Origin of the sequence: Niabella pedocola (genome assembly GCF_021044425.1) — a bacterium.
GTDB lineage: Bacteria > Bacteroidota > Bacteroidia > Chitinophagales > Chitinophagaceae > Niabella > Niabella pedocola.
In genome coordinates, this window is sequence record NZ_JAJNEC010000005.1 from 2,087,585 (window position 1) to 2,111,405 (window position 23,821).

The 23,821-nt window shown below is 39.3% G+C and carries 20 protein-coding genes; 3 read left to right on the plus strand and 17 right to left on the minus strand.

The features are described 5' to 3' along the window. The gene (locus LQ567_RS16190; RefSeq protein ID WP_231005941.1) at nucleotides 1-3,030 is read right to left on the minus strand and encodes a SusC/RagA family TonB-linked outer membrane protein; all 3,030 of its coding nucleotides are present in this window, start codon (nucleotides 3,028-3,030) and stop codon (nucleotides 1-3) included. A gap of 615 nt (nucleotides 3,031-3,645) precedes the next feature. Between LQ567_RS16190 and LQ567_RS16195 the strand changes: the two genes are divergently transcribed. Then, complete coding sequence (locus tag LQ567_RS16195; RefSeq protein ID WP_231005943.1) at nucleotides 3,646-4,185, plus strand: helix-turn-helix domain-containing protein; 540 nt, start codon at nucleotides 3,646-3,648, stop codon at nucleotides 4,183-4,185. Between the two features lie 207 nt (nucleotides 4,186-4,392). Here LQ567_RS16195 and LQ567_RS16200 read toward each other — a convergent pair whose 3' ends face one another. The 14 genes from LQ567_RS16200 to LQ567_RS16265 form a co-directional block, all read right to left on the minus strand. Then, a complete protein-coding gene (locus LQ567_RS16200; RefSeq protein WP_231005945.1) occupies nucleotides 4,393-7,011 on the minus strand; it encodes a S8 family peptidase in 2,619 nt (872 codons plus the stop codon). A gap of 2 nt (nucleotides 7,012-7,013) precedes the next feature. Beyond that, a complete protein-coding gene (locus tag LQ567_RS16205) occupies nucleotides 7,014-8,009 on the minus strand; it encodes an AAA family ATPase (protein ID WP_231005947.1) in 996 nt (331 codons plus the stop codon). 272 nt (nucleotides 8,010-8,281) lie between these two features. Next, nucleotides 8,282-9,199 carry a competence protein CoiA family protein gene (locus LQ567_RS16210; protein ID WP_231005949.1) on the minus strand — a complete coding sequence of 306 codons (918 nt, stop codon included), beginning with the start codon at nucleotides 9,197-9,199 and terminating at the stop codon, nucleotides 8,282-8,284. A gap of 12 nt (nucleotides 9,200-9,211) precedes the next feature. Further along, entirely contained in the window at nucleotides 9,212-10,633 is a 1,422-nt protein-coding gene (locus LQ567_RS16215) for a hypothetical protein (RefSeq protein ID WP_231005951.1), read from the minus strand. Nucleotides 10,634-10,952: 319 nt separating this feature from the next. Beyond that, entirely contained in the window at nucleotides 10,953-11,909 is a 957-nt protein-coding gene (locus LQ567_RS16220; RefSeq protein ID WP_231005953.1) for a nucleotidyl transferase AbiEii/AbiGii toxin family protein, read from the minus strand. Between the two features lie 3 nt (nucleotides 11,910-11,912). After that, a complete protein-coding gene (locus LQ567_RS16225; RefSeq protein WP_231005954.1) occupies nucleotides 11,913-12,485 on the minus strand; it encodes a hypothetical protein in 573 nt (190 codons plus the stop codon). Between the two features lie 290 nt (nucleotides 12,486-12,775). Beyond that, the gene (locus tag LQ567_RS16230) at nucleotides 12,776-13,453 is read right to left on the minus strand and encodes a DUF1080 domain-containing protein (RefSeq protein ID WP_231005956.1); all 678 of its coding nucleotides are present in this window, start codon (nucleotides 13,451-13,453) and stop codon (nucleotides 12,776-12,778) included. Nucleotides 13,454-13,472: 19 nt separating this feature from the next. Further along, nucleotides 13,473-14,123 carry an NADPH-dependent F420 reductase gene (locus LQ567_RS16235; RefSeq protein WP_231005959.1) on the minus strand — a complete coding sequence of 217 codons (651 nt, stop codon included), beginning with the start codon at nucleotides 14,121-14,123 and terminating at the stop codon, nucleotides 13,473-13,475. A 103-nt stretch (nucleotides 14,124-14,226) separates the two neighbouring features. Then, nucleotides 14,227-14,835, minus strand: a complete 609-nt coding sequence (locus LQ567_RS16240; protein ID WP_231005961.1) for a Crp/Fnr family transcriptional regulator — start codon at nucleotides 14,833-14,835, stop codon at nucleotides 14,227-14,229. Between the two features lie 1,328 nt (nucleotides 14,836-16,163). After that, nucleotides 16,164-16,505 (minus strand): cupin domain-containing protein, encoded by a 342-nt coding sequence (locus LQ567_RS16245; RefSeq protein WP_223709487.1) that lies wholly within the window; start codon nucleotides 16,503-16,505, stop codon nucleotides 16,164-16,166. 129 nt (nucleotides 16,506-16,634) lie between these two features. Then, nucleotides 16,635-16,850 (minus strand): hypothetical protein, encoded by a 216-nt coding sequence (locus LQ567_RS16250; protein WP_223709488.1) that lies wholly within the window; start codon nucleotides 16,848-16,850, stop codon nucleotides 16,635-16,637. A 297-nt stretch (nucleotides 16,851-17,147) separates the two neighbouring features. Continuing rightward, nucleotides 17,148-17,870 carry a sensor histidine kinase gene (locus LQ567_RS16255; RefSeq protein ID WP_223709489.1) on the minus strand — a complete coding sequence of 241 codons (723 nt, stop codon included), beginning with the start codon at nucleotides 17,868-17,870 and terminating at the stop codon, nucleotides 17,148-17,150. Between the two features lie 430 nt (nucleotides 17,871-18,300). Further along, nucleotides 18,301-18,915, minus strand: coding sequence for a helix-turn-helix domain-containing protein (locus tag LQ567_RS16260; RefSeq protein ID WP_223709493.1), 615 nt, complete (start codon nucleotides 18,913-18,915; stop codon nucleotides 18,301-18,303). A 248-nt stretch (nucleotides 18,916-19,163) separates the two neighbouring features. Beyond that, nucleotides 19,164-20,765 (minus strand): Na+/H+ antiporter, encoded by a 1,602-nt coding sequence (locus LQ567_RS16265; protein ID WP_231005971.1) that lies wholly within the window; start codon nucleotides 20,763-20,765, stop codon nucleotides 19,164-19,166. Between the two features lie 338 nt (nucleotides 20,766-21,103). On the opposite strand from LQ567_RS16265, the gene LQ567_RS16270 reads away from it, so the two are divergent. Together LQ567_RS16270 and LQ567_RS16275 are read left to right on the plus strand one after the other, a co-directional pair. Then, the gene (locus LQ567_RS16270; RefSeq protein WP_223709496.1) at nucleotides 21,104-21,373 is read left to right on the plus strand and encodes an RNA recognition motif domain-containing protein; all 270 of its coding nucleotides are present in this window, start codon (nucleotides 21,104-21,106) and stop codon (nucleotides 21,371-21,373) included. A 212-nt stretch (nucleotides 21,374-21,585) separates the two neighbouring features. After that, nucleotides 21,586-22,647, plus strand: coding sequence for a fatty acid desaturase family protein (locus LQ567_RS16275; protein ID WP_231005974.1), 1,062 nt, complete (start codon nucleotides 21,586-21,588; stop codon nucleotides 22,645-22,647). A 460-nt stretch (nucleotides 22,648-23,107) separates the two neighbouring features. Here the strand turns inward: LQ567_RS16275 and LQ567_RS16280 are convergent, their stop codons facing one another. Continuing rightward, nucleotides 23,108-23,383, minus strand: a complete 276-nt coding sequence (locus tag LQ567_RS16280; RefSeq protein WP_231005975.1) for a hypothetical protein — start codon at nucleotides 23,381-23,383, stop codon at nucleotides 23,108-23,110. A 130-nt stretch (nucleotides 23,384-23,513) separates the two neighbouring features. Next, nucleotides 23,514-23,756, minus strand: coding sequence for an RNA recognition motif domain-containing protein (locus LQ567_RS16285; protein ID WP_223709499.1), 243 nt, complete (start codon nucleotides 23,754-23,756; stop codon nucleotides 23,514-23,516). Between the last annotated feature and the right edge of the window lie 65 nt (nucleotides 23,757-23,821).

The window sequence follows — 23,821 nt, forward strand, 5'->3', positions numbered from 1 at the left end:
TTAAAATTTTGCGGAAATACCCAAGTTTACGACACGCAGCATAGGCATATTGCCAAAGCCTGGAATTTCGGGATCAATGCCTTTGTATCGGGTTAACAGAAATAAGTTTTGCCCCTGTATAAAAACAGCGCAATTTTTAATCCCTTTGCCGTTAAACAATTTTTCAGGCAAAGTATAGCTAAGGAATAGGTTTTGAAGGCGTATAAAAGAAGCATCTGAATATACTGCATCTGATGAACCAAAGTTGCTGTAAGAGATATCGCTTCCTGGATTGGTGGTAAACCGGGCCACTGTAGTTATATCCCCCGGGGTTTGCCAGCGCTTCAACACGTCTGTAAGTTGATTGGAGATGCCGCCCGCTGCTTTTAATGAGAACAGATCATTTAACTGCCGCTGCTTTCTGAAGTAAAAGGTTAAGTTTATATTCCAGTTTCTAAAGTTCAGGTTGTTAATAAAGCATCCGTCAAACTTCGGGCTTAAATCAATAATGTATCGATCATCGACAGTTTTACCTCTGTAGTCGATGGTAATTTTGCCATCGCCGGTTTTATCTTCAAAAGTGTATAGACCGGTTTGTGGATCCACCCCAGTATTGTGCAACACTTTAACGATGTTTAAAGATTGACCAACTACATACAGCGATGCGTAGGGTGATTGACTGAGGTTGGGATATGCAATTAATTTATTCCTGTTGATGCCTATTTGAAAGGAAGAAGTCCATTGCATTAGTTTCTTATTGATAATATTTCCCTTTAGCATAAACTCCCAGCCTGTATTACGCACATTAGCCGGACTATTGGAGGTAACGCTTGTAAAACCGGTAAAAGCAGGTGTTGGAAAAGGCACGATCTGATTATCACACCGGTTAGAATACCAGGAAGCGGAAAACGAAATCACATCTTTAAAAAAGCCCAGGTCCAGTGCTATCTCTGTCTTTTTATTTACCTGCCAGTGTAGAGTAGAATCCGTATGATTGTTGGGCAATAGCGGCTGTATATTGTTATAAAGAGCGTTAGCATAGGTCCACCGGCTTAAATACTGGTTATCGTAAGATGGATCGCTGCCAGTAAGCCCATAGCTGCCCCGCAGTTTTCCATAACTTATAAATGGCAGACCGGTATGCATCCATTTTTCTTCGCTAAAGATCCAGGCGCCTCCGGCAGAACCGAAGTTTCCAAACCTATGCCCTGGCCCAAACCTGCTGGAACCATCTCTTCTAAAATTAAAATTGAAAATGTACCGGTTTTTTAAAATATAGTTCAGTCTGCCAAAGGCAGCAACATATTTATATTGCACTTCTGTGTTGGACGCGTAAATTGATGGAGCAGTACCAATATTATCCATTGTGCCATCCTTTACATAACCATAGCCGGACAAAACATTGGATTTGGTATTGTTGGTTTGCAACGAGCCTCCAACCAGTGCGGTTAATTTTCCACTGCCTATAAACCTGCTGTATTCAACCTGTGGCTCTATAATATAGTTTTCAAAAAAGCTATTGCCCAGGTTAGCGTTGCCGGTAGGGTTAGCATCCGGGTTTTGGGAGGCGATCGGTACCTGGGTAAATTGGTCTGTCCTTCCATTACTGTAACCAAGGTTTGCTTTTAAGATAAGGCCTTGCATCAGCTGGTAACTAAGCAATAGTCCATTATTTAAAATATAAGTGTTGCTGTTATAAGGCCGTAGGATGGTGCCAAAGTTGTACAGGTTAGCAAGTGGTCGCCAGCCGATAAAATTCAGCTTTCCTTCTTTATTATATACATCTGGCGCATTGGGCGGGCTGGTTAAAACAGAAGGAAGAAACCGCATATCGCTTAGCGTTTTTGAAAACAAGGACGTAAGCGAAAGCTTAAACCGGTTATTGACCGAACTATGATTAATGTTTGCAGAAAGACCGGCTCTTTTATAAGAGCCGGTGGATGCAGTAATGTCTGCCTGGTAATGGTAATTGGCCCCTACGCGAAATGAGGTAAACGCATTGCCCCCGGAAACACTTAACTCTGCATCCATTGTTTTGCCGTTGCCACCCCACAGGTATTTTTGCCAATCTGTGTATCGAGTAGTATCCCACTCGGTAAGATCGGGTGCAGTATTAATATTTACCGCAAGACCATCGTTGGAAAGGGCTTCCCGCCGCATTGCCAGGTATTGTTCGGTATTCAGCATTTTATTAAACCGCGGTACCTGGCTGTAACCTGTGGTCAGCTTCAGGTCTGCATCTGTTTTGCCGTTCTTCCCTTTTTTAGTAGTGATGAGGATAACGCCATTTGCACCCCGGCTGCCATAAAGCGCAGTAGCATCAGCATCCTTGAGGATTTCGACCGATTCTATATCCTGTGGGTTAATGTTGAAAAACGGGCTTTGTCCATTGGCCGGACTTTGAATGCCACTTTGTATGGTGCCCTTGGAGCCGTACTGGTAGCTATCCTGCTGCATCAGGTCCAAAATAGTGAGGGGTACGCCATCTATAACATACAGGGGGTCACTGGTAAACTTATCGTTAATAGAATTGCGCCCGCGTATTTCTATTTTAACCGGGCCATTGGCATAGCCGCTGGTATTGGTAACTACAACGCCGGGCACCATGCCCTGCAAGGCTTGCAGCGGGTTCATTACCGGTTGTTTGGCAATATCTTCACTGCGCACTACACCAATATTGCCCGTTGCCAGGCGCTGGCTGGTAGTACCATAAGCCTGTACTACCACTTTATCCAGCTCGTTGGTAGCGTCTTTAAGGACTATATTAAGCGGATTATCTTTATTAGCCGTAACTGTTTGGGCTGCATAACCGATGTAACTAATGCGCAGTTTGTCTCTTTCCCGCACTTCGTTTATCGTAAAAGCTCCGGAAGCGTTTGTTACAGTTCCTTTGCCAGTGCGCGTATTTGTTACAGAGGCTCCTGAAAGTGGCTCCCCGGCTGTATTACGAATGGTACCGGAAACAGTTAAAGCGGTATTGGTTTGGCTGAAAACAGTGTTTAGGTACAGGCATAGGATAGCCGCTACAACAAGCGTTGTTATTTTTTTCATACTGCGTCGTGTTAAGAGTTAATAAATAACTCTCATGGGGCATTAACCCGGATGCAGTATGGAGCGATGCTATAATGACACGGTAGAATATTTTTAAGCGCCCCGGCAGCCGGGACGGCAGCAACCATGAGAACATTGCTGCCGTTTTAAACCACGGCTGCCGTTGCTAAACAGGTATTTTAGGCTTACAGGCAAAAAGAACCCTGAATGCTACGGCATTGGCAAGAATAAAATAATATGATGTTGCGGCGCTCATCCGTTTTGGACTGGATGAGTCTCATTGAATAGGAAGACCACATAATTATAATAAACGAATATGGGCCTTACCAGCCACCGCTCTTAGTGACAGCCAAGATGATGGTCTTACGGTAAAACCCATATCCGTTCGGAAGCATAAAAATAATGCTTCTTAAAGACATGGGCATTTTATTACCGTCTCGCCATCTTGGCTGTCAATCTTCGAGCGTCGAGACTCTTTTGTTAATGCCTATTACCTTTTGATGTTTCTATATACTACTTATTTGAGTATTACTTTCTTCAAATATACAACAAAAAACAAAACACCCAAACTATATCTCCATTTTTTTATTACCAAATCGTGCCAGTTTGTGATAAATGAACTTAGAAGCACAATTACAAACGAGCATAAAAATAATAGGCAATTTCGTTTTCGTTGTAAGAACAACGATGGGAATTGGGAAGAAGAAATTCGGACAAATTTGTGATGGATTAAGTGAAACGTACATTAGAAATCTTGAAGAAGGAAGAGCAAACATCACAATTAAAAGCTTGGTGAAATTGAAGTCGGGAATGAACTCAACAATTCCTGCGATAATAACTGGAAATAGTAGAACGTTCTCAAACAAAACTCTAAAAATTGCTCGTAGCGAAGATTTTAATACTGCAAAACAAAATTTCAGTACTCGCCTGTTTGCTCTTATGAAAAATAGGAAATTAAATTCTATTTCATTTAGCGACTATCTCGGCATGGACGAGAGCGCAACCAATAAATATTTAAACGGTAGCGAAAATCCAACTTATTTAATGCTTCTCCGGTTCGCATACGTTTTACGGGTCGAAGTAGTGGATTTTTTTGATTATGGTGGTGTTCTACCAGATAGTTCAAATTATAAGCCACGGTATCTCAACCCATAGAAAAAATACTTAAATAATGATGAATTCGTGGAAGTTATTTGATAAGAAAAAGAGCCGTTATACCTGATATGGAAGCTTTTCTATCATCGAAATATTTAGCAGAAGAAAAACAAATTAATCAACTATCTTTAATCACAGCCTAATTAACATTTTTTCTTTCACAGTCAGATCAAGTAGTAGCTATTACATGTAATAGTCAAAAGAAAATTACTCCCTAACTACAATTTCAACTTGTTCTTCCAATTCAATTCGATTAGCAACTTCTATTCTTTCGTAAATCTCATTTTGCTTGCTGATCGCTTCTAAGCTAATAGCTAACGCAAATGGGACTTCTTTTGCGGTGTCTTTATCCCATCCCTTATGGCCAACTATTGCAAATGATAATTCTTCAGGCAGTACGTTTGATTTTAAAATAACCCAATCTTTTTGGGTAGCACTATCCTGCCGTTTAAAATCTGAAATCTTTCCATAAACAGGAGATGTTGAGATGGACCATTTAATCGAATCAGAGTCAATGGTTTCATCGTCGGGCTTTTCAAAGTGCTTAAGTACTCTTGCAGAAAAAGTCTTAAAATTTTCACCAAGTTTAGATGACTCCCAAGTTAACCACGAACCAAAGTAAGATTTAAGACGTTTTCTGGTTCGACGAGGTGCAGCCGTGTATGTAAGGGTGACTTCGACTAAAACATCGAAGTCAGAACCAGCTCGCCTCAATTCCTGAGGAATGTTTAAAGAATATAAATTTGCTTGTTGAGCAGCGACTTTGCCCTCCGCGACAAATGTAATTCTATATGGAGTATTCTCTATAGCGCGGTTTACATCAGGTATCCCATATCCTAAAAGCCGAAGTGCCTGCGTATCGGGATTATGAAAGACGTGTTCCGGTAAGCGTGCTGATTGAACCAAAAGCGCTTTGTAAAGTAGAGTACTATCATTTGGAAATTTGATCGCTAATTTAGCTAATATATGCGCTACTTTAGGTGTTGCGAAAGACGTACCTATATCCCACCCAACGCGTCCAGCGCCGGTTTTTACCACTCGGGTGGATATGGTATCATGCTGTGTGATGATGTAACCATTTTTCTCTCTTAGAAAATCACCACCGTACTCAACTACCTCGGGTTTTATACAACCCCACATTCCTGGGCCACTTCTTGAAAAAGAGGAAATATGGTCTTTTTTCCCAAACGACATTCTATCGGCATCTTCAAACTCAGCGTGACATACGGATCCCACAGTCAGCCCTAATAGGCTTTGAGCAGGATTAGAAACCCTGGATGTAGGCTCAAACAAATAATCCGGGTAATTTCTCCCAGATTGAAGATGTTCTGTTATTCCCGGCCTATTGGGTATTCTGGTGGTGCTTCGAATATTGCCACATGCAAGGAGAAACAAAATGCCACGTTCATGCGTTAATTGGTCAATGGTTGCAGCCCAAGTCGACATGTGAACTGTCCTACATGTTCCGTCCGCAGCAACTGACATATTAAATATTCTGACGTCCTTGAAATCGTCTACAATCTCTTTCATCAATTGTGGTGGATACAACGATTGGGGTAGTTTATTTGAACTATTTAAAATCCTGGCATTCATTAAAAAACAAGGCGCTTGGTATTGACCACGTTCCGGAATCTGATTCCCATAAAGAATTGCACCAGCTACTTTCGTTCCATGCCCTCCGTTTGGAACCTGATCTGAAGTGGTATTTTCTTCAGGAACATAGTTCATAGAGAGAGGCGATAAAACCGCTGGAGCAAGTAAAATATGTTCTTCCTGAATTCCGCTGTCGATTATGCATATCGTTGGCGCTTCCGGATTTGGTGCGATAATTTCTACATCCATCAAATTGTCGATGTCTGTTATTGTTTCCTCGACTTCAATATTATCAGCTTCACTAATTTCGAAAACATAAGCATACCCATTAATTAAATCTTTTAACGCTTGCCCCGACATATTAGCACGAAAGCCAAAACTATCTTGCAGGTCAATGAAACTACTAACAATTTGGCCCTGGTAGAGAGTTTCTATAAAGTTGGTAAGAAAATCTTGTCGGCTTGCAGCAATCTCATCTCTTTGCATCTCTGCTTCCAGTAACTTCTTTTGCCATCTATTCAATTTCGCATTAAAGCTTTCATCTGTTTCACCTACCCGTTGAGCACGAAATGGCTTTCTTTCTCCTTGCAATTCGTTCTTTTCACTGTGTTTAGCAAGAGCTTGTAAGTAATCCTCATCAGATTCGTCTTCAATCTTTAGAGGTCTTTCGGGAAGTTTTATATAACAAGCGATAGAGACATCAACGGTAAATTGATCGTCATCTGTAATACCAGCTATGTATTTTTCTCTCAAACTTTCAGACAGGATATACTCAATTCTCCACTGGTTCCCCTGAACTATTTGCCATAATTTTGCAGCTTGATCTTTTGACCGACCATTTTCATTAATAAATTTATCTATTTTATCTGCTAAGGATTGAAAGTTGTCGGTATTCGCGCCAATGATAAACCCATTTTCCTCTTCAGAAACAATTTCAATTCCAAATCCTTTTAATGATTCGATGTCAAAATCTTTTGGATCTATTTGTAAGAATAACGGAACGGCATTTTCATCAAATATAGCAGGAAGTCCAAGATCCTCCCTTTTTCTCAAATAACTATTGTAATTCTGGAGAACATTTTGGGATTCGGCGGACAAGCGAGCTGCGTGCAATTGCCTGTTAAGCAAATTGGCTTCTGTCTGTGGATCAACATCCTTTTCTATGCGGCGTTTAGCAAATTTATATCGTCCGTCAATTTTTTGTTTAAGCGTTAGGTGTGGGAAATCTGGCATTTTTATTTGTTATAAAGTTCGTTCTCCGCTAGCGATATATCGAAGAAGACGTCTTTGATGATGCCTTCTCCTTGTATTACAGAAGACTTAGCTGCATCCTGGGCCACTTTTACAACTAACGCTGAAGAAAAACCTTCGAGTTGTTGAGCGACTTTATCCCAATTTAGTCGTTTATCAATCTTCATCGAACCGAGAGTAGTTTTTAATAGACGTAAAATTTCGCTTTTACCTGGTTTGGGAAGCTCTATTATGTCATCAAATCTCCTGAATATGGCATTGTCAATTGAGCCTTCCAAATTAGTGGTTGCGATGATCAAGCCTGGTCCTTTGAAATCTTCCAACACATTCAATAAAATATTAACAACTCTGTGCATTTCTCCGACGTCATGCTTGCCGAGTCTTGATTTTGCAATAAAATCAAATTCATCTAGCAGGAGTACACTAGGGTAAGTTTTTATTGAATCAAATAACTTGGACAGATTACTTGCAGATTCTCCTAAATAAGATGACACTACTGCCTCGAACTTGACTTTTAAGAACGGCAGCCCAATGTTCCAAGCAATTCTTTCAGCACTCATACTTTTACCACAACCGGGATAACCATGAAAAAGAATACGTCTTCGAGGGTGAAGACCAAAATGAGCAAGTCTTTCACGGGCCAAAAATTCCTTTTCAATTCTGCTGATTTTTGCTTCCACTTCTTCAGCAAGAATCATCTCATGCCTTAAAAACGCTCTCTCAACCTCTATCGCTAAAGGAATATTACTCCGTTTGTCAGTTGGAATAAGTACTGAACCACCGAAAATATTTCTAAGTTCCCCATTGATTGATTCATTAGTTTTGAGGTTTCTGTCAAGGATATTTTTTAGACGCCCAGCTAATTTTTCATGTCCTTTTTTCCTTTCATCTTCAATAATGGCTTCAGCAACTAAAACGATATCATCGTTCGGTACCCCATCAATGGATCTAAAAAGACGTAGAAGTAAATCCTGATTCATATCGTTTCCGTAATATATAGCAAATATATCAAAAATACGCTTCCTATATATTAAAGGCATCTACAACCCCAATACAATAAAAACAGTATAATTTTTAGAAGGCCCTAAAGAGCAAATTAGTGTATTTTTAACAACTAAACCAACCGATTTGTTACCTAATCCTTTGATAATAGTTCCTTTAGAGTCCTTCTTTAAATCAATGTAGAACTCAATCGCAGGCAAGGCTCATTTCTACCAATTTTCATAAAACAGCATCGGTTTAAATTCAACCTTTAAAATTTGGGATTATTGCCTTTAAGTATCGTTAAGAAATCTTCCTTAGGGATAATTTTCTCCTTTTGATACCAGTAAATAAAGTTTTCATCGAGACCAGGTAAACGATCAATAAAAACTGGGAAAGTCATGGCATCAATAAATTTTCTCCAGTTCTTTTTAACTAATGTGACATTCTTAAAATAATCATTTTCGATATTCGAATATTTTACAACGAAACCATCTTTCTCAAATTTTTTGAAATTCATTACTCCATACATGTTTGCAAAATTCAATCTTACTATATTTTCCATTTCACGACGGAGTTTTGAAAAGTCAATAGCAGTTGAGAACTTATACAAAAAATAGTTCCCATTTTGACACTCATACGTATTGTCTGCATTGAAACTCATAAAGAAAGGGTCATCAAATAAAGCATCCCGAAAATCATCAAAATTATATTCCCTTAAACCATTCACTGCATCGGGCAGACTTATTTCAATACTCAAATTCTTTTTAATCAAAGCATATTTTACTTGGCACTTGTTTGCCAGATTTTCACCATTTAACACCCAAATCATATTCTTGCTTCCATAAAACATTTCCCGGTCTACAATTTCATCCAATTTAATTGGGCTGTTCTGGATTTCGATTACCAGTCCATTTCCCAATCTAACATCTGCTCTATGAACAACGCTGTTAATATCCTTTATCACTACCTCTCTAAATTCAATAGGAAAAAGATCCTGCCAACCGAAGTGCCATTCACTCATAGGTTCATACCAAGAATCGCAATTTCTACTTTTATGTTTCCAATGCTTTTCTTTAAAATGTCCAAAATGTCCAATAACTATTGAATTACATTCCGGACATAAAGCAATTTGGCCGGAATATTCGACTTCAATTTTGCTTCCTGCTTCATTTTTTGCGTATCTCATAGTGAGCAAAATTTATACTTTTCTAAAATACTTTTGATTACACTTGTAACCGGTTTCTTTCTCATAAATCTTAGGATAGTTAAATACATAGCCGTTAAAACCAATGTATCTTAGCAATAAAATACTGAGCAACGTATAAAGGCTGAGCGAACCGTAATATAAATCCTGATCCTGAACCTCTATTTTTCTGCTTTTTCCTAGTTCCCGATAATCAGGAACTCTGCCATGCAAGAAATCGTTCCTGGAATTAATAATTTTCTCATCAGTACTATCCAGGTTAATGCCTAACGCCCTAAATGGGGCCAACAGCTTTTCCTTATTAGTCATCTGATTTATATTCTCGATCTTTCCCTTCAATGTTTTGTGATCTTTTACATGTTCATTACCTTGATACTTATCAAGGACTGCACTAAGATCGGAGCGAAGAGTCCGACTTGTTGTTTTGTCAGTTATCGGTAAATATCGTTCGGGGGTTTCATTTGTTATAATATCGGTTATAGCTTCTAACGCTACAGAAAATCCAATAGGCCTTAATAATAAATTTGTGCTATTTGATTCGATGATTAATAGAATTACAGAAAAAAAATCTTCTGATGCAAGCATCTTTTTGCATAACGCGGAGAAAATATCAACGCTTACTTTTTTCAATAATTTATGTTTGTAAAAATATTCAGCATCCCGTTTATTAATGGATAACCAACCAAAAGGATTTGCGCTCGTAGGAAATAATACAGAATTGATTTCCTTTTGGCGGGTTTGAAATCTAAATTTACTAATCTTATCTAATGATTTGTGTGAGCAGATAAAGAAGCAACATTCATTTCCGGGATAATAACCTGTAATGTACCCAAGTGCAACGGCAACAATATGAACCTTCCAAGAAAAATCCCGAAACGCTTGTTTGACCCTGGATTGGATAACCAGAAAGCGATTCTTTTCTTCATCATCATCCAAATACATTTCAATAACTTCATTGTCCAAGTAAATAGTTGTGCCTAATCGTGTCTGTTTATTTTCGTCGATATTAAAAAAGCGTGATTCCAGAATAAAGAAGAAGTCAAATCCTTTTTTTACAGGTATTAAAACTTTGTGATATCCGATCGTTTTATCTGAAAATCCCTTCGAGCTAATTGCTTCAGGTGTTCCTTTTAACTTATCTGATCGAGAGTAAATAAAAAAATCTTTCAAGCATAAAACCCTGTTTTCGGGGGTGTGAACTTCTACGTTTTTAAAGCTTCCAAATTGATTTACTTTTCTAATGCGCCTACCTTTATTCTCCAATAAAATTTCAAACTTTTTATTACGATATGTAATTTTCGCAAGGGTGTCGTTATATGCATTACCTAACCCTTTCAATATAGTTCCTTCAGCATCTTTTTTTAAATTATTATAAAACGCAATAGTATTCTTATTGAAAACAATTATCTCAGACATAAAATTCTATTCGATTGATATGTTATCCATTCCTTTTTTCCTTCCGCTTTATACTCTCTTTTCCCTGCTCAAGTGCTTTGCACTGCCATAAATATAACTCCATATTATCTAAATCCTCGCCAATGTACCATGCTCATCTCCAGTCGATCTGGTAAACCGTATGGATAATGATTTTTGACATATTTTTTGCTGTAAGCTCGTCATTCTCACACTAAAAGCTGATTATATAAATAAACGGCAAGCTCCGTTGCAACCGATTCTTCCCATTCAAATGTAAAATGGCGTTAGGCTGGATCTGTAGTTCTCAGCTTATAGCTGTTTACATAAGATGTATGTAATTGGCAATGCGCTCTAAAATTTCTGAAAGAGAAGGCTGGCCTTTGTAGTAAAGATCCCGGGAGGACTGGTACCGCAGTTCAAGGCTGGCCCGGATCTGGGTATTGGTAAGCAAAAATGCTTCGTTTTCTTTGGCCGGTATTTCCAGGTCAGGCTTTGGAAATCGCCTTTTTTTGTGTTCCTGGTATGCGTCTGTTCCCAAAAAATCAATTACAGACTGCTGGCCCAGTAAGCAATAAATATCATAATACTGTCGCATATAGTTGTTGCTGGCTTTCCCGGTTGCTTGTTCTACCCGGTATTTGGTGGCAATGGTCTGTAATTTTTCAACAAAGGTGTATCGTGGGTCGTAGCAAATGATTTCCTTTGCCCGGTTGTCCTTCATGGAAAAGGCTGCCAGGCTTTTAGCCTTTTCATAGGCCCAGGATGTTATTGTTACCGGTTTGTTGGGCATTACGGTATCATACCCGGCTTCCAGTAAAATGCCATCTTTAATGCCCTGGCGGGTTGCCGTCAACTGGTGATAAAACAATCGGATGCCACCACTATTATAGTTTTTTGTATTGTCGTATTCGGTATCGCGCGTTACCTTAATTATTCCAGGTATGTTTATTTCCGCTGCCAGTTGGTCGTAATACTCCTTTTTCTTTTGAGAATTAGCTGGTTTCTCGTTTTTTGGATTTTCGTTGATGCCTAATACTGCTGGCGGATCAATATGGATATCTATATCTTCAGAAAAGCGGTCAATGATTCCATACGCTTTGGATAAAGAGGTTCCTCCTTTCAACTGGAAGCTATATCCCTGTTTTTTTAGCCCGTACAGGCTGTGCATTATCCAGTAATCTTTTTCAATAAGTGTGTCCAGTATTCCAGTCTCATCTTGTAATATCCGGAGCAGGTCACCAAAATCATTATGTTCGTGCAGGTATATTTCTTCCATAGTTTATGCCAACAAAGAATTAAAAAATTTGACGGTAGCAACCTTTCCAAACCGGTTCACCAATGCTTTGAGCCGGCGCGCATCCATGCCTTTTGTTTTTTCTTTTACTTTCTCCAGCACAACATCACGATCCTCTGCCAGTTCGTTTATGTTATTTACAAGGTCCACCAACAGAAACTCATCTGTTACTTTCAGCGGTACATAAGGCTTGCGAACAAAATTAAAAACACGGTTCCCCAATTTAAATTGCCCATGACGTTTCGTATTATATACCCTTTTGGCATTGTATAGTTGAGTGGTTCCTACACCCAGGGTATTGTAGTCGTTATAGGAAGTAAGAAGAAAGTTTGTATCTTTTAAAAAGGACGTTATCAGCTCTTTGTCATTGGCCGGTGCTTTGCCAAACACGGTCTGTTTAGGCACATAATAAAGTCCTCCGGAAAGTTTTTCCAAGGTTCCGTCTGTTACCAGTTGTTGCAAATGCCGGTCTACAGATTTAGACCATTTCTCTAAATCCCGCCGCCGGTATACCTCACCCGGCCTTAAATTTCTTTTTAAAGCCTGTAACTTACTCATAATGCAAAGGTACAAATAAAGGAAAATGTATGAAAAATAATTAAAAATTCATGCAAATATTGTCATATAAAATTTATTATCAGTGTGTTATATTATAAGTCAATAAATGACAATAATCCGACAAATTGCTCAAAATCCAAATTTGGAAGAGATAGGGACCTCTTAAAAGGATGTTTCTTGCTGTGTATCTAATATGCTAAGTAAAAAAGGCCTGCCTTTGAAAAAGCTGGCCGTTGCTAACCTATGAAAAACACCAGTTCCAAGATACAAAAAATCAAAGAACACGAGTGCTACTTTTGTTTTAGCACGTTTAAATCAGAAAAGAAGCCCTCGGTTCCAACATCCACCCATAGTCCGATGGCTCCAGTCGCCCCTGGCCCAAGCTTCGGGTCGTTTACCACAAGAGTGGGCTGCTTGCTGCCATTAAGAAACAGTCGGGCCTGCTCACCCGTCACCTCAATACGCATCGTGATCCACTGATTTAACGCCATATCAGCATAGGATTCATACCGCTCTGGTGATTCCTTGCGCAACCGGTCAAATTTGTAATCCGGATAGGCATAATACTGTACGGAATGGTTCCTGCGCACCTGATCATCGGCTCTTCCATTTGTGGGTCTTAGATATATGCTCTCGTATCTTGTATTGCTGTCATTAATATGGAAGGCAATGCCGATGAAGCCTCTTGCAAATTCTGGTGCGTTGGGGAGCAGCCTGCTAAGCACTTTCACTTCGATAGTGCCGTTTTTGAAATGAACACCGGTTAACCTGGCAAAGGTCGGCTCATCCACAGCTTTTATGGATGAATCTTTAACAACCCTTACAGCATCCTTGCCCATTATTTTTACCTTAGAAACGGAAATCTTATTCGCTGTCAGCGTATACTGCCCCAGCTTAACGGATTGTGCAAACAGCTCCAAAGAGCTAAATAATAAAGTAAGAACCAACACCGAAATTAGCTTTTCCATGATTTTATATTTAACCGGATTATATAACACTTTTTGCTTCTGATCCTGTTACCGTTTTACCTAACGCACCAAATTCGTGAAGATCACCAAATACCTCAATGCGTATGGATTGATCAAGTCCTCCAACACGAACCGGATCAAAGCCTGTATCAAGAATCAATTGCTCCACCAGGCCATCAATACTGGAATCACCTGTAGCATAAAAAAGGACGGATCTTTCGGGCGATTGAAACGCAGTATTAGCCAATGACGCCGCACCCAGTGTTCCGAGGGCTTTTGCGAGCTTTGCATTACGGGGAAGCGAAGCTGCATTAATTTCGCCTGCTGATTCGTTTTGTGCAATAATTTTTTTAAACCCGCCATTTTCATCAGGCGCAATGGGATTGGAGGGATCCACAATGATTTTGCCTTCTAAATCCCCGGCATATTGCTTTATAAATCCTGCAATGGAGCCAAAAGGAATCGAAAGAACCACAATATCAGCCTCTTTTACGGCAGCCGGTATTTCTTCCGGCCTGGCTGAAACGCCCCATCGTGCTGAAAGTTCTTTGGCTTTTGCTATGTTTCTGTCCGCAGCAATAAAGGGGCGATTGGACTTTGCCAGGTTGGCCGCTATTGCCTGTCCGATATTGCCTAAGCCTACTATAGCTACTTTAGAAGTTGTTGTCATACTGTTTCTTTTTTGAATAATACAATGAATTTAACAAAGCAAATTTCAGCACGAACAGACCTCCGCTCCAATGACCTGCATCAAGAAACAGTATTGATCTGGTTTAAGGTTTTTTCTTCGCCATCTTATTCCGCAACCGGCTTAAAAACTCCGGCGTAATGCCTAAAAAAGAAGCGATCTGCGTTTGTGACAAGCGGTTGGACAGGTGCGCGTATACCTGCATAAAGGAAAGATAACGTTCCTCAGCGGTAGAGCTAATGTTCTGCAAAAGGCGATCTTGCAGCGTGACATAGCTGTTTTCTATGAGCACCCGGAAGATTCGGTCAAATTTGGGAGCGAGGGTATAAAGTAAAATCAGGTTATCATAATTGATCTGTAAAAGTATGGTGTCTTCCAGGGCGTCGATATTTAATGCCGATGGTTTTCTGCCATGAAAGCTGCCAATATCCACCGTCCACCAATTTTCTGCCGCAAACTGGATAATATGGGTGTTCCCTTTATCGTCAATTTTATACATTCGCAAGCATCCCCGAACAACAAAGCTAAATTCATTGCATACATTTCCTTCCTGGAGCACATATTGCCTTTTACGATACAGCCGCGGTTTGAAAAGCGATGTAACCAGGTTGGTTTCCCCTGCATTTAAAGGGATCAATGCATTAAAATAGTTAATTAGCGGCTCTGCGGAAGCTTGTATTAAGTTCTCTTTCATTTAACCGGGATGTAATTTCTATGCCAAATTTAGGGCTGTCAGTGTAAAAAATCTCCGAAAAGGAAAAAGGTTTTCTCTCAAAACCAGCTATGGGCTAAATAACCTCGCACTGGTTTCTGCCTGGTACCAAAGACGATGGATTAAATAAAATTTTACTGAATAGCTATTTGTGATCAATAACTTTTTGCAATTGCCGCGCACCGGACCGCAGTTTGTCCGCTTCCTGATTCATAGGGCCCTGTTTTTCAATCGGTCAAGGTTCTTTTATCGCTCTGTACTTTTGCAATAACCGTTGCAGCAAATGCTATGCCGCCGCAGCTTCCAGCGATGGATAAAGAGCGTTAAATAAGTCGGCTACGAGGTCTGCCGGTGATTCTGCTATCTGCGTTGCAGCTTTGCTGACAACACTTTTCTGAACAGGCATTACGATTTAACTGAAATCCACTTTCACCAGCACAAATATTATCAATGCTATAATCCATAATATATCAAGAATAAGGAAGAAAATAAGCGTATTGTATAGGGTAAATATCTTTTTCATACATTAAAATGCTTTTTATCATCTGATAGTTCAAGTCCGATTTCAATAGTGCTGTTTCCAAAAAATCCCGTTGTTCATCAGTAATATTAAATGACCGCACTCAATTCTATTTTCCGCCTTTTGCTATCTTATGCTGGATTCCTTTTACGCGGCTATACTATAAATCCACAGTAAATAAGCGAGCCCACAACTACCAGAATAAAGCTCCGGCAATACGAACAACTATTGTAATGATCCGGGATAAAGTTCCCATAGTGTTCATATTTAGCTAATGAAAAAGTAATAAACACCTGACGAAATAAAATATTCACAAATGAGAGGCGACCAGTTGCAATATACATTGCAGTAATTAACGTTATTCTTTCTGCTTTATGTTTTCCACGTTATGTTTACAAAGCCACTCATCAAATTTATCAGCATGCGGAGCTGCATTGTAATGAATGATGGTTGTATCTAATAGCATAATGGTAAAAATGTTTCCGGAACGGATAAACTTTTTTAAACTCTTGCCCGAATGCGCAAAATCATTGAACATCACTGTATTGCTCTTTGAATTTGAAAATTGATTAGTCATAAAAAAAACCATTAGTGTTTCATAATCTTTTCAATACCTAAGAAATGAATCCATTAATCCCAACCAGAACGTAACCAAGCTTGTTTCTGCTTTACATACATATATTTGGAGCAATGAAATAAAAATGATCTCCTCCTTTCCACTTCAATATCACCTGATCTTCATTGCTGTAGCGCCAGGTCATCTGCCGCTACAAGCAGCCTGAATGAGCGTCTATTGTTCATAGCCACTCTTGATGATTGTTGAAATCATTTTAAAACGTTCATTCGCTTTTATAGTATTCCGGGAATGGGCCGGAATGATTATGGATTGACCGGTTTGCAGCAAGCTTGAATTGCCATCGATCAGTACTTCAGCCCTTCCATCTATTATCTGAATAAAAGTATCAAAGGGAGATGTTTTTTCAGACAGCGCCTCTCCGGAATCAAATGAAACAGCGCTGACGTTTCCGGTTGTTTTTCGAATAATTGTTTTGATGACAACCGAATTGGGAATATATTCCAATATTTCGACAATAATGAAGACCTTAGCTTTTTCTATTTCCGGATTTTCCAATGCTAGAGAGTTTAATACCAATAAATTTAATAAAAATGACAGGGGGGTTAAGACCTGCCATTTTTTTTCACGTATCTCAACGTGTTACAATAATGGGTGTTTTATTGTATATGGATAACACAGGATGGTTTATAATTTAGAGAGGTTCCCCTTTGCAATGATTCCCATTACCTCTTCCGGCTTTTTATCAAGTCTTGCAGAAACTCTTTTAACAAGTTCTGTTTCCTTTCCTGTTTCGTACTTAAGATCATCCGTTGTCAGTTGTGGAAATTTAGTTTTAAGATTTTTAGATTGTACAGACCAATCCCCCGTAATTTTAAAGCTTTTATTTGCTTTGTCGTTCATTGTATTCATTTTAGAAATTTTATTTTGTGAAAGAATTTTCACAAATCAAAGGTGCAGTTATTTATACGGCAGGTTATTACACACTTGTTCTAAAAAGTTACATCATTCACAGGTAATGGCTTCGGAGAGACTTAATAAAATCATTTATTGTTGCTATCAGAAACGTTCCTGTGCCGGATCTTTTATAAAAGGACAGTAGGTAGATTGCACTTACCTGGCTATAAGCTAAAAAATCAATGAACAGATAAATTTGGCCGCTCATCATCAACGCCGATTTTTATCGGATACATCTATAATTCAATCAGCGATTTCCGGAACGATGAAAAAAGGTTTTTTAAATAATAGAATAAACCGGGTGCCTTTTAGTAATTCTGATTCTACTTTTACCTTTACGTGATTAGAAATCAGTATATCGTAAGCAACTGCCAGTCCTAACCCCAGTCCTCCTGGTCTTTTTGTAAAAAACGGACTGAAAATGTTCTTCAGATCATCTTTAGAAATACCGCAGCCATTATCCTCTATTTGTATTATATATCCCTCATCAATTGTTTTTGTCAAAAGACTTAATTTGCCATTATCTGTGGGCATAGCATCAATTGCGTTGATGATAATATTGGTAATGGCGAGGCACATCTGAGACCTGTTAAGTATAATTGCACAGCGCTGTTTGTCGTAATTTTTATTTACTTTAATCTGCTTTAATAGAATCCTGTCGGCAGTGAGGGCCAGTGCCTCATCTAATAACTTATAAACGGCATTATATTGTTCGGTTGGTTCATCTGTATCCCGGAAATTAAGTAAATTTTTTAGGAGGCCATCAATCCTTTCCGAGCTCCGGTCAATAATATTCAGAAAGGGAATCAATCGGTCATCAGAAATTCCCGATTTTAAAATATGCAGCGATAGATTGATATTCGTCAATGGGTTCCGGATCTCATGTGCCAATACAGAAATAAACCGTTTAGGAATGGTTTGTTCCCCCAATGCGGTTGAGGCATTATCCTCAATTGCTGATTTCATTTTTTTAAATTTATATAAATTACTTTTTATTGGTTCAGACAATACTGCGTTACCGGATGAACTGCATGTTTTTATGATAGTCCAGGACTGTGTGCAGGAGTTTGATTTTATTGGAAATTTTATCCTTTAAGGCATGGTGAAATCTGATCATCTTTAATTCAACAAGAGCTGATTCGTAATCTTTTATCGCCGCTTCAAAGAGACCTGCATTTTCATTTCTTCTCGCTTCCCTTAAAATTGGGATGTTATTCTTTCGAAACAAAAAAGAACGAATTAACACAAAACCAATGGGTAATGACATAATAATGATGATTAAATAGCAACAAAACAAATACACGCAAATATCGCTTTATTAAATATCCTATCTCTTACAGCTATTTGCGAAAAGGTTATATAATTCACACATAACCAAATTAAAGAAAATCGTCCGCTATAAGTTATCCAGCATCGACCGCCGTTTATCCTTGAGCTGCTTAAAATGAGAGGGGGTAAGTCCTGTCACCTTTTTGAATTGATTAGACAGATGGGCCACGCTGCTATAATGCATCAGATAAGCAATTTCAGTAAGCTTTAGCTCGTTATATACCAGTAATTCTTTTACACGCTCAATTTTATGCGCAATAAAGAATTTTTCGATTGTTATCCCCTGCACCTCGGAGAAAAGATTAGCCAGGTAGGTATAATTGTAATGCAGCTTATCGCTTAAGTAGCCGGAGAGGTTAACAGCCAAGGGGTCTTCTGAATAATGAACCAGTTCAATAATGGCATTTTTTATTTTTTGAATCAGTACGCTTTTTTTATCATCCATAAGTTCAAGCCCCGATTTCAATAGCGCTATCTTCAAAAACTCACGTTGTTCATTGGTGATATTTTCGATAACCTCGATCTCTCCCAACTCTATTAATGCGTAATGCAACCCCAATTTAACAAGTTCATCCTTCACCACCATTTTGCAACGGATACAAACCATATTTTTAATATATAATTTCAAAAGAGCGGTGTTGGCGTTAATGCCTTCTGCTGCAAATGTACCTACTATTCCCATCCTGATAATTTAAATATCATGCCCGACTTACAATATGCAAGCTAACACAGAGGGTAATCTATGGCAGAAAAGCAGAGTGCTTAAAAACCCTACTGTTCCAATCCGAAACACGGGAAACTATCTAAAGCAGTGAGGTGCTGACAGTTATTCTATTGGCAGGTTCAGCGAAGGCTGCATTTTTTAAAAGCCGTGTTAAGTAATTATGACGTACGCGAACTCATTCCTGCCCTAGGTTTTAAGAATAACTTTCAACGCTTATTTAGCCTGGATTCCTCCAGATCGAGGTTGTTCTCCAGATCTCTTATCACCTCTTCATCATATAGATTTTCCTCATGTATGCTGTGCAGCCCCAACCTCCGGAGTTGCAATAGCTCAAGCAGAATCTTTTTATTGAGATCCTGGGCTGAATCCAGGAGGTCTTTTTCGTCTTGTTCTTTACCTGCCGCAGTTGCATTAATAGTTCTGCGAATTTGTTCCATGATGCGTTGTATAGAGCTGTATTCCGCCATTTCTGACGAATAATTGGATTCCAGGTATGTGGCCGACTGCCTGGCAAGGCGTAACCGAATGGCATCCATCTGTTCATTTGGGAGAAGGTTCTCCTTTGCGTCCTCCACCTTAAGAATCCGTAAGAAAACGGGCAGGGTAAGGCCTTGAAAAACCAGCGTTATCAGGATTACCACAAAAGTAATAAACAAGATCAGGTTACGGTGTGGAAAACTGCTCCCATTATCCATTGTCAGCGGAATAGTAAGGGCAGCAGCCAGTGAAACTACTCCGCGCATACCGGCCCAGCCAATAATAAACGGAAGCTTCCATCCCTGCGTTGGTTCTTTTCTTCTTATGCTGCTGCTCAGGAGACGAGGCAGGAAAAAGGTGAGATAAACCAGGATAATTCTGATCAATATAACAATGCCACTAATAAGGAGGCCATATCCAATAGCCTCCTTCAGGGAATAACTTCCAAGCCCTTCCACGATCATAGGCAGTTCCAGACCAATGAGGATAAAGACAAAGCCATTCAGCAAAAAAACCAATATATTCCATACCTCCTTATTTTGAAGTCGTGTACGGTAATTAAGAAAATCCTTTGCGTGGGAAGACAGATACAGTCCTCCGCTAACTACAGCAAGTACCCCGGACCAGTGAAATTCTTCTGCAATAACGTACATCAGGTATGGAGCAATAATAGTTATGGGGGTAGTCATACGGGATGATTTTGCCCATGAACGAAGTATCCAGAACAGTAAATAGGCCACAACAAGCCCTACAGCAACGCCCATAAATGCAAGCACTGCAAAATCGATTGTCGCTTTTCTAAAAACAAACTGATTGGTCAGTATGGCAACTGTTGCGAACCTGAAAACAGTTAGAGAAGCTGCATCATTTACAAGGCTTTCTCCTTCCAGAATAGTAAGGCCACTCCTCGGCATTTTCATTCCCTTTAATATAGAAGTAGCTGCTACGGCGTCCGGAGGCGAGATAATGCCACCTAGCAAAAAACCCAACGCGAGCGTAAAATCAGGGATGATCATTATGGATAAATAAGCAACGGCCAGAGATGTGGAAAACACCAGGCCAAACCCCATCGAGAAAATGGAACGCTTCCAGGTCAGAAAATTCCTCCAGGAAGTATTCCAGGCTGCTTCAAAAAGCAACGGAGGTAGAAATATCAGGAAGACGATATCGGGATCAATATTGACATTAGGAATGCCCGGCACAAAAGAAATACTAAGGCCGCCAATTACCAGAAAAATAGGATAGGACATCTTCACCCGCTCACTTAAAAGATATAACAGCACCATAAAAAAGAAGAGAACCAGGACAATCAGAAGATTTTGATGAACCATCCTTTAAAGGTACACATATACCTTTTCCGGCTTCTGCTTATTTGTGAAAGGCTTAGGATCAGCAATTAACAGGCAGTTGAAATTTGTTACATTCAATAGCCGACCTAATAACACAATAAAAGTGCATTACGGGCGCATGAGCCCTATATCGTTAGCTGATAAAATAAATTAGTTGTTACACCCGAAATGTATTACCTTCATAAAGTATACGGGCATAAATACGCCACCATCTAGGATAAGATCAGTTACAATATCTATTACACAATAGTTTTTATTTCTCCTCTCCTCTTTTTTGCCGCTTTCATTTTGCCTCATTTTTAACAAAAATATTTATTACAATGAACATGTATGTTTCTAATCTGGGGTTTTATGCCTCAGACGATGATTTACGCGAACTTTTCAGACCTTTTGGTCAGGTGTCCTCAGCAAAAGTAATCATGGACAGGGCCACTGGTAAGAGCCGGGGCTTCGGTTTCGTGGAAATGGGTTCTTTAGGGGATGCCGCTTTAGCAATGAGAGAACTGGACGGAAAGGATGTTGAAGGCCGCAGGATCAACGTTTCTGCTGCTAATCAAAGAGAAGACCGGTCTGATAAAAGAAGGTGGTAGATAACCAATATAAGGGGGAGATTGGCCCCCTTATTTTTATATAAAAAAAATTTGACTAATGACAACCGTAATGATTAAAGCTTTGGTGTTAATGCTACATTAGTGTTTGCATAAAACAGTATAGCAGCATTCTATAAGTCAGGTAAGTGCTCAGAATTTACATCAGATCATTAAAACGGTTTGCCAATCGTTGAGTAACAAAAAATATTCTGATGAAAGTATTATCCGATTTAACAGATCCTACTTATACGGACAAGAGCCGGTTTAACTCTTATGAACGATTCTGGCTGGGCTTTATGAACGATAAAAGAGACCTGCCCTTTCTATACCTGCTGACCCGGATCCACCTATTTATACTTCCTGTAGCAGTGCTACTGTTTACACCCCTATTAAGCGGATGGATCTGGTGGCTGACAGCCCTTGTTTATTTTTACTTTTCTCAATTCTATTTTAAAGGTCGCTTCGGACTGATGTTTCATTGCCTGTGTCACAGGAAAATGTTCAAGCCCGGATATCAGCAAAAAATTCATGGCTACATCAGCTGGATCATTTGCCCGTTATTCGGGCATACACCAGAAAGCTACTTTAGCCATCACATGGGCATGCATCATGTCGAAAACAATGATGAGGAAGACTCCAGTAGCACTATGCCCTATCAACGGGATAGCTTAAGGGGCTTTTTACTTTATTTCTTCCACTTTCTTTTTAAAGGTGTAATAGAAACTTTTCAGTATCTATACACCCGCAAGCGGAAAAAATTATATACCCGTCTGACAGTAGGAGAATGCAGCTATATCGCTTTTTGTATTGTACTTTGCTTTTTAAATCTGAAAGCAACTCTGATCGTGTTTGTATTTCCTTTACTCTTTGCAAGATTGGTTATGATGCTGGGAAACTGGGCGCAACATTCTTTTATCGACAATGAAAATCCCGGAAATATCTATACCAATGCTATTAACTGTATCAATACACCATATAATCATACCTGCTGGAATGATGGATATCATATCATACATCACTTAAGGCCGGGAATGCATTACACAGAAATGCCACAGGAGTTCTTAAAAAAACAGGATGAGTTTGCCCGTCAAAAAGCCATTATCTTTGACGGAATTCACTATCTCCACGTTTTTTATTACCTAATGACGAAGCGGTACGATAAATTGGCCAGGAACCTGGTCAATATCAATAATACATTCGAAACGGAAGCGCAAGCCATTTCCCTGATAAAGAAACGCATTCAAAAAATCCCGGGAAGACATGCACACATATAACGTAAAATAAACCATCAGTGGTTTTAATTCATTCCGTGGGGAACAACGACTTTAGAAAATCATATAAAACCCATGCGCATTCCGGTTCAATTTGAATTTGAAGGGAAAACAATCTTCGGTGAGCTGAGAAGAAGTAGGAGAATGAATTCCAGACATTATCGACTATACGTTAATAATCGAGAAGTGGGAGAATTTTTTAAGACAGAGCGCTCCGGTTGGCAGTATACAACCAAGCAAGGATATTTTCCTGTAATAGCTATGCAGTTATTGACCTATGTGGTTGCCGAATAAGGCTTCTGAAATTACTTTCGGGCTTCGGCAATAATGAAGTTATCCTGGTTGATTTTAAAAAATCTTGCTTTCTACATTATAAGAACACTTTGTTTTTCAACAACGCCTATGTTTCATTATGCAGCAAACACGGAAACAGGAAAGCGCACCTTAATACAACGGACAAATACTAACGAGTAGTAAAAACACTCCTCCTGATCCAGTTAAAGGCAGACACTTCACTTTTTGCCATATCCGGCAGGTCCCGTGTGATTGTTTGTTCAATAATCCGGCCTTCATACAAGCTCACTGGTCCGGCTAGCGATGCATAGAAATTGATCAGGAAAAGAACCTGGTCTCCATTATTCTTATCAAATCTTCTGCGGGTAGGCTCACCGCTAAAAGTATGCCGCCCGTTATTCCAGGTATAATGAGTACCTGCCAGGTCTTGTTTTTTGAAATGCATGCTATTTATGAATATTTATTTTAAAAAATAATATGAAACGCGAACTCTTATGTCATGAGTACGTAAACAAGACAAAGGTGACTGGCTCCTTCTGCCTGTTAATTACCATTTTTGTTTTATCAGTCAGCTCCTATCTCTCTTTTGCTACGGAAATGGCAATTTTTTTTCCCTTAACCTCTTTGCCATCCAGTGTATGCATGGCCATCGCAGCTTCCGAAGCGGAAGCCATTTCCACAAATCCAAAGCCCCGGCTTCTGCCGCTGATCTTATCCGTAATTACTTTGGCAGAATATACTGTTCCAAATGGATTAAAAAGCCCACGAAGATCTGCATCAGAAATATGAATCCCCAGATTCGAAACATACATGTTCATTGTAATAAGTTTTTTTGTTAAAAATGAGGCTAAAGAGAAAGAATGAAATAATCAGGAATAAAATT